The 8,426-nt window shown below is 37.3% G+C and carries 6 protein-coding genes; 5 read left to right on the top strand and 1 reads right to left on the bottom strand.

Features of this window, described 5'->3' with window-relative positions; all coding sequences use genetic code 11:
- Nucleotides 1-784: 784 nt before the first annotated feature.
- A complete protein-coding gene (gene phnM, locus F6K22_RS22770) occupies nucleotides 785-1,921 on the bottom strand; it encodes a phosphonate metabolism protein PhnM (RefSeq protein ID WP_293103075.1) in 1,137 nt (378 codons plus the stop codon).
- A 574-nt stretch (nucleotides 1,922-2,495) separates the two neighbouring features.
- Here phnM and F6K22_RS22775 point away from each other — a divergent pair.
- The 5 genes from F6K22_RS22775 to F6K22_RS22790 form a co-directional block, all read left to right on the top strand.
- Nucleotides 2,496-2,792 carry a Dabb family protein gene (locus F6K22_RS22775; RefSeq protein ID WP_293103078.1) on the top strand — a complete coding sequence of 99 codons (297 nt, stop codon included), beginning with the start codon at nucleotides 2,496-2,498 and terminating at the stop codon, nucleotides 2,790-2,792.
- 886 nt (nucleotides 2,793-3,678) lie between these two features.
- Nucleotides 3,679-3,978, top strand: a complete 300-nt coding sequence (locus F6K22_RS42380) for a hypothetical protein (protein WP_363274183.1) — start codon at nucleotides 3,679-3,681, stop codon at nucleotides 3,976-3,978.
- 1,005 nt (nucleotides 3,979-4,983) lie between these two features.
- Complete coding sequence (gene iscB, locus F6K22_RS22780) at nucleotides 4,984-6,264, top strand: RNA-guided endonuclease IscB (protein WP_293103081.1); 1,281 nt, start codon at nucleotides 4,984-4,986, stop codon at nucleotides 6,262-6,264.
- 29 nt (nucleotides 6,265-6,293) lie between these two features.
- On the top strand, nucleotides 6,294-7,358 hold the full coding sequence (fbp, locus tag F6K22_RS22785; RefSeq protein WP_293103084.1) for a class 1 fructose-bisphosphatase: 1,065 nt from the start codon (nucleotides 6,294-6,296) through the stop codon (nucleotides 7,356-7,358).
- 398 nt (nucleotides 7,359-7,756) lie between these two features.
- A partial coding sequence (locus F6K22_RS22790; protein ID WP_293103087.1) for a transaldolase family protein occupies nucleotides 7,757-8,426 on the top strand: 670 nt, incomplete at its 3' end.

The raw sequence follows: 8,426 nt of genomic DNA on the forward strand, positions 1-8,426 counted from the left end.
AGAGAAAAAGATGATTTACGAACTAAAAAATGGTATTGAAACTATTCATTCTGCCGACTGACTTCTGACTCCTGACTCCTAAAAATTCCCCTAGATATTTGTAGCAAACATTTATCACGCTTGGTATAATATAATTTCTCTATGAAGTTGCACTTAGGGACTTCCAAATAAAAAATTATTCCATTAGCTATGAAAATAAGGAAGTAGGGGCATCTATGCGAATCGCCCGTACGGGAGTAGGGAAGAAATTGAAAAAGTAAGGGAGTAGGGAGTAACCAGTCAGGATATAGTACATTTAGGGAGTACAAAAATTGGGATAATTTATTTTCTGCTATTCCCTAATTATTCGGTAAAGAATTGGAAATTAGCTGAGTCGATTAATGATGCAGGGTAGTCAACATTTCGCCTTTGGTTAAAATACTTCGCCTATAAGTAGGATTTGCTGAAAAAGTCTTTTTAGGGAGTAGGAGAGTAAGGGAGTCGGGGAGTAGAGAATAGTTAGGAAGAACAGAGAATTAATTAGGAGGTAGTCGGATATTTTCTCCCTTGATTTTTTGGCCCAAGTCTCCCCAAAATGCTAACTTTTTACAGCTCTAGTCACCAAAAAGCTGGCACTTTTTTCGACCTAAAAAGGTAATTGCTTTGATCTGTAAATGCTTTGAGAGTTATAGAAGAGTGCGCTGATGTATTTACAATTTTTATTGACTTAGGATTACTTTAGAGGGTTTGGAGGGTTTGGACTGTAAATACACCACAGCTCACTGCTATAAAAATTAATAACAGTTCAAGCAACACGACGACCATTAATAATTACTGAAGTTAAATGCGGAACAATTCCATCATCATGTACTGTAATTAGATCCGCACGTTTGCCAACTTCTAAACTTCCCCTATCCTCAAACAAGTTAATAGTTTTAGCCGGATTACTTGTAACTAACTTCATCGCTTCATATACAGGTTTATCAGTTTGATGACTAATTAAAAAAACAGATTGTAATAAACTACGAGGTACATAATCTGAAGAAATTACATCAACTAAATTTTGCTCTACCAATTCCATTGCTGATACATTGCCAGAATGGGAACCTCCCAATACTAAATTCGGCGCACCCATTAAAACTTGTAATCCAGAATTATGAGCTGCTTTTGCTGCAGCAAAAGTAGTCGGAAATTCGGCTAATACCGCTCCATTTTCTACAGCTTCCTTGACATGATTTATTGTTGCATCATCATGGGAAGCTAGAGAAATATTTTGTTGTTTTGCTAGGTCAACTAATGCCTGACGATTTTTAGAAGCATATTGTTTTTGAGTTTCCTGACGATAGGCAATAAAGTCACTCATTTCTGATTCGCTAATTCCATGTTTTCCCATGTAATATTCTTTATATTTTTCCACACTGACAAATTGTCTTTGACCGGGAGTATGATCCATTAAAGACATTAGAGAAAGAAGAGGATTAGTTGCATATTTTTCGACAATATTACATACACCTTCAAAAGAAACTTCACAGCGTAAATGTAGACGATGGTTTGTCAGAAGTCTCCCAGATTTTTGCCTCTCAAAAATAGCTTCAATCATGTCAGCAAAATCTTTGAGTCGAACAGAATTTGGTTTAATATCTCCAATGGAAATTGCATCACAAACTGTAGTAATTCCAGAACTAATTAAATCTCGGTCGTGATAGGAGACTGCTGCTGCTAAAGGCCATTTGATCCCAGGACGAGGAGATATACATTTTTCTAAATTATCTGTGTGAAGTTCTATCAATCCAGGCATTAAATATTCTCCTTGCCCATTTTGACCAATATTAACAATTCCTGGTTTAATTTCGGCAATTTTACCATCACGAACTATGAGAGTACCAATAATTTCTTGGTCTGGTAATTGTAGTCGGTAGTTTGTGTAAATCTGTTCGTTCATAGTTATTTAATCAATAGTTAATCTTGAGTCAACAAATTATAATTTTCAGTTTCTCTATAGTAATACCAAATTCAAAAAAGATACCTACAGTAAAATTCTCTGCCAAACTATTAAGATATTTGCGCTATTCTTAAGACCTAATACCAAATCTCAAAAATTTTGCTATATATCCTGAAAAAAGGTTTGAGGTGGTAGGTGTTATACCAATTCACTTTCAAGATGTCACAAATAGTTTCAAATTATCAGATGTGAAATAATCGCTTGAAATTATTGTAGCCTCAAAGTTTTCAGTCCATAAAATCTTACTTTTAACTTTTGACTTTTGAATGGGTGAGTTCCGTGAAAAAGTATTAGGTGTTAGGGAGTTCAGTAAAAATACCAAAGTATCAAGTAGTTTTCACGCTAAAGGATAAATGATTGATTAATGGTATAACTCCTGTAAGTCCCTAATCGAAAGACTCCTCTACCTGAGTTATAAATCCTAGCCATAAAAACTTTGTAGCAATATTTTTTTAAACTGGTATAACCTCAATTCCTGTTAAAATTTAGGTGGTGTTTTGAGGGATTTATTGAGATGATAGTACATATAGTTTTATTCAAGTGGCAGCCAGATACTTCACCAGAAACTATTGATTTAGTTATGTCAGCTTTGAGAGGAATGAAAGGGAAAGTTCCAGAAATAATTGATTTATCTTGTGGGAATAATTTATCCGAACTTTCTCAAGGATTTCAAAATGGTTTAGTAGTTCAAGTTAAGGATAAAGCTGCTCTTGATGCTTATGCCAAAAATGCTCTTCATCAGGAAATTATTCAGACTTTGATTAAGCCGATTTTAGCAGATAAAATTACTGTTGATTATGAAGTTGAATAAATAGGACTTACGCAAAGAAACCCGGTTGCTACGAAAAATCCTTAGTTTTAACAATAAACATATACGAAAAAACCTGGTTTCTGGGTTCGGTGTGGGTAAGTCCTGATAAATTCACACTAGGAAAAATTATCCCTATACTTTGACAAAAAATTATGATGTTGAAACTTGATAATTGAAGAACGAAAACTATAGCCAAGAAATAGTTTGTTAGGATAACAGTAAAAGGTAAAAAGAAATGGGGTAGAGGCAAAAGGGAATAGCAAATGTCCTAAGCATCTCTTTTCCTGATATAAGTAGGTAGGTGGGAATAAATCTAACATGGGCAATATTTTTACTGTTAATTTTTCTGCTTTTTCTCGGTCAGGTGAGAGGAAAAATGTTAGGTTTTTGAGCTTGATTTAGTATTTTTTTGCACTCCCTTTAAGTTTTCGCAGCAGTAAATTTTGCATTCTGTGAAGCTCCTGAAAATAATTGGCGAAGCTTAAGGTTTTGCCATTGCATTTCCCCCAAAATGATAATAATTTTATCAAAGAAAAATTTTGGGAAGTTTATCATGGCAGTACGTTCATTTGGTATTTTGTTTAAAAATTACCGAAAAGCGACGTTGAAAGCCCCCGTGTTTTAACCGGGGGATGAAAACAAGCGAGTCGTTTAGACTAGACAACTTTAGTTGTCCTGTGCTATAATTATCAACAAAAAGTAAGCAGAAGGCTAGGCATTGGCCTTAGCCGACTGTGTAGGGGGACAATTTCATTGTGCCCAAAGAATATATCTTTGGTCAGCTAAGAATAGACGAAGCAACACGGATTTATCCTGTTGCGTAGTATCAACTTAGAATCCCCTCGGCTTCAGCCAGGGGAGTAGTCAAACAGAACTTAAACTGACAATCAAGGAGAAGGGCTTAGAACATGGTATCTGGTCAGGTGAAGGCAACGATACTCCACCAGATACCATTGAGTCAACATCAACAGGATCTTGGCAAAGTGAGTCTGAGGGAGTTGCTACAGGTACTGAAGGTTATGTTTTATATGCAACCAGTTCTGGTGATGTCCGTATCCACTGGGATAATCCATATATTGGGAGTAATGGTTTAAATATTACTGTACCTAATGGCTATACTTATAACCATGGAGATATTAGTGGCAACAACGCCCATGTGACCATAAACTTCCTGAAAGATCTTTAAATAGGGATTACTTATCTTCTGGTTGGTTTAGCATCTATTTATCCGAAATCAGATAAGCCATTTATTAGGGAAATGATACCTATTATTATCACCCCACAAGTAACATTATTGGGTGTTGCATTGGGCTTTTATTTTAAAGGCCAGGGTTAGGATATCATTAAGGGATAAGACTTTACACTACTATTTAATTCTTATTCCTAACTAATATTAAAGTTTGTGTTACTACTGTATTTTTTTAGTAGATAACACAAACTTTTTTTTTGAAATAAAAGTGTAGGTTGGGTTGAGGAACCCAAAACCCAACAATAACCCAACAACAATAATACTTTGTTGGGTTTCACTGCGTTCTACCCAACCTACATTTCTAGGTGTGTTAGTCTACTGCTCCTAACTCCTGACTCCTACCCTTACTCATAAGACTTTTTCGGCAAATTCTAGATAATTTTGACCGAAAAATTTGGGTCTCAAGCTTCCTCTTTTAAGGGGATAAAAAAGGAAATTTTGGTTTAACTGGAGGTACTGATAACTGATAACTGATAACTGAAAAGACTTTTGACCTTTAAATTTTGACTGACGCGACTATCTAAAGTTCATATTAAAGAAGAGCAATCTCCGGCTAAAGCCCAAATAAAATAAACCCTAGGCATATCCAGATCATAGAAGTTAAAGTTAAAGCCTTTGCAACTAGCATATTGATTGGAGCTACTCAAGATGGACTAACCACAAATCTAATCAAAGCGCTCAAGTCGCTTAAATGGTTAGTCCAGCCTACTTAGCAATAAGTAAACGTTATTTTGGTCACCCTAAAGGGTTCGCCAGTTGCTCCACTTGGGGAGACCCCAAGACCGCACTGGCTCACAATACGTCGGGATGCGCGGCCAGTTCCGACCTCTATTGTTTGGTATTAAACAGGTAAAGAGATTTGAAAAACCAGTGTGTCAAACTTAACAAGCCAAAATAACTGGGCGAGGCCAACTTTACACTTTTTGTAGTAGGGACGCAAAAATGTCCAACTCAACTAATTATGTATTCGTGCTTGACGCGAGTAAAAAACCATTAACACCATGCAAGCCTGGCATGGCCAGGTCATTATTAAAAGTAGGCAAAGCCAAGGTTTTTAGACGCTATCCATTCACAATAATTCTCAATAAATTGGTAGCAGAAAAACATAAGGGTTTGCTCCTTAAAATTGACCCTGGTTCCAAACAAACAGGTTTTGCTTTAGTCTCCCTTGGGGGAGAAGTTATTTGTGCGATGGTGCTAGTTCACCGAGGCCAGCAAATAAGAAACGCCCTGGAACGACGGCGAACTATTCGGCGAGGTCGTCGTAATCGAAAAACCCGTTATCGCTCCTCCCGTTTTCTTAACAGAAAGCGTAAAAAAGGATGGCTGCCACCAAGTTTGATGCACCGGGTTTTAACTACCCAAACTTGGGTTAACCGACTAATAAAGTTAGCTCCGATTGATTCGATTGCAATGGAGTTAGTTCGCTTTGATACTCAGAAAATGGTTAACCCAGAAGTTAGTGGAGTTGAGTATCAACTTGGAGAATTAGCAGGATACGAAGTCAGGGAATACTTGCTAGAAAAGTTTAATCGAACCTGTGCTTATTGCGATGCTAAAAATGTCCCTTTGGAAGTTGAGCATATTAAGCCAAAGTCTAAAGGTGGTAGTAACCGCATTAGCAATTTGACTTTGGCTTGTCGTCCATGCAATGAAGCAAAGGGAAACCAAGATATTAAAGATTTTCTTAGCGGTAAACCCAATTTGGTCAAACGAATTTTATCCGAAGCTAAAGCACCACTTAAAGATGCTGCTGCTGTAAATGCTACCCGATGGAAATTGTTTGAAACTTTAAAAGCAACAGGTTTGCCCATTACTACTGGAAGTGGTGCTTTGACTAAATACAATCGTTGTCGATTAGATTTACCAAAAGAACATTGGATAGATGCGGCTTGTGTCGGTGAGGTCGAACAATTAACAATCCTGACTACTCAACCATTGCTTGTCACAGCAATGGGGCACGGTTGCAGGCAGATGGTACAGATGGACAAATATGGTTTTCCCCGCAAGGGTTATCAGGCTAAAAAACCTGTAGCAGGTTGGAAAACTGGAGACATTATCAATGTCGTAAAAGGCAAAAACATTGGATTAAAAGGAGTCAGGATTAAAACTGTCAGAAGTAAAGGTAATTTTGACATCCGACATGGAGATGCAATTCTGTCTGTATCTCGAAATCAGATCCAACCCATTCACAGACGAGATGGATACAATTACTCGTTTTGAGTAGATTTTTTCTAAGAGGAATTTTATACATGGTAAATGCCCAAACTGGGGAAGACCTCCACATTCGTCTGGAGGAAACCCAAGCATTAGATCGTGATTGTACAACTTTATCACGTCATGTCCTACAGCAACTTCAGTTCTCACCAGATGCTCAAGATATCAGCGCCCTAATGAATCGAATTGCTTTGGCAGGCAAGTTAATCGCTCGTCGCCTAACTCGTGCTGGATTAGTAGAAAATGCTTTAGGGTTTACTGGTACAGTTAATGTCCAGGGAGAATCCGTCAAAAAGATGGATATCTATGCCAATGATGTATTTATCTCGGTATTTAAGCAAAGTGGCCTTGTCTGTCGTTTGGCATCCGAGGAAATGGAAAAACCTTATTACATTCCAGAAAATTGTCCAATTGGTCGCTATACATTACTTTACGATCCCCTAGATGGCTCTTCTAATCTAGATACAAATTTAAATGTGGGGTCTATTTTCTCAGTTCGCCAACAAGAAGGTAACGATGAAGACGGTTCCGCTGAAGATTTACTCCAAAGTGGACGTAAACAAATTGCTGCTGGTTATATTTTATATGGCCCTAGCACAATGTTGGTGTATTCAATAGGCCAAGGAGTACACGCATTTACTTTAGACCCTAGCTTAGGTGAGTTTATCCTCGCTAATGAGAATATCAAAACTCCAGACCACGGTCCAATATATAGTGTGAATGAAGGTAACTTTTGGCAGTGGGATGATTCTATGCGGGATTATATCCGCTATGTTCATCGCCATGAAGGTTATACTGCTCGTTATGGTGGTGCATTAGTTGGAGATTTCCATCGAATTTTATATCAAGGTGGAGTATTTTTGTACCCAGGTACAGTCAAAAAGCCAGAAGGAAAATTACGTTTACTATATGAATCAGCACCAATGGCTTATCTAGTTGAACAAGCAGGTGGTAGAGCTAGTACAGGGACTGAAGAAATATTAGATGTGGCAGCAGATAAACTTCATCAACGCACGCCATTGATTATTGGTAGTAAAGAAGATGTGGCACTTGTTGAGTCTTTTATTAAAGAACAAAAACGCATTTCTAATCAAAGTTAGGAATGAGAAGAAAATAAAGCCGGAGAAAATTAATTACGCTCAAGAAGTCTCCTAGGTATAAACCAAAAATTTCCGGTCTTATTGAATTTGTGTTCCTTAACAACTTAAATCAGGTTGTATAGTTAAAGTTGTTTTAAGCAGAATAAAGATTGCATTAAGTAATCAAAGCAGAGGTTAGGATATTTATAAATGCTCAAACTCAGTCATAGATTATTTTTGACTTTTGCATGAGTGACTTTTGCTTTGCGCACAGCGCTATAGACTTTACTGTTGCAAAAGAACAATAGTAAAGAAATTTTTAATACCTGCAGTAGCACATAACAGCTTAGTTATTCTTTAGAAGTATCTCAAGGCACAAAAAACTCCAACAAAACATAGTAGGAATTAAGGTAATAGCTATGACAACTAATCATTTGCTAGAAATAGAAAACCTAGGCCAGAGTATCTGGATGGATAATCTGAGTCGCAATATCATTGAGTCTGGGGAACTTAAGAGCATGATTGCCCAGAAAGGGATTCGTGGTATTACTTCTAATCCCGCAATCTTTGAAAAGGCGATCGCTGGTAATGCTATCTATGATGCAGATATTGAAGCTGGTATCAGTGCTGGTAAGTCAGTAATGGATATCTACGAATCTCTGGTTTTTAAGGATATTCGTGATGCTTGCGATATCTTTATGCCAGTGTATGAACAGACCAATGGGTTAGATGGTTATATTAGTATAGAAGTACCACCAACTATTGCTAAAGATACAGAAAGTACCATTAGCGAAGCAATTCGTTATTACACTGCTATAGGTCGCGAAAACCTAATGATTAAGATTCCAGGTACGCCAGAAGGTTTACCAGCAGTGACGCGAGTTATTAGTGAAGGGATAAATGTAAACGTCACTTTGTTGTTCTCCGTAGAAAGCTATGTAAATACAGCCTGGGCATATATCGAAGGTTTAGAAGCTAGAGCTGCTAAAGGAGAGGATATTAGTAAGATAGCTTCTGTGGCAAGTTTCTTTCTGAGTCGGATTGATAGTAATATTGATGGTACGATTGATACCAAACTTAAGAATGTAG

The organism is Okeania sp. SIO2F4, assembly GCF_010672385.1.
Taxonomy (GTDB): Bacteria; Cyanobacteriota; Cyanobacteriia; order Cyanobacteriales; family Microcoleaceae; genus Trichodesmium.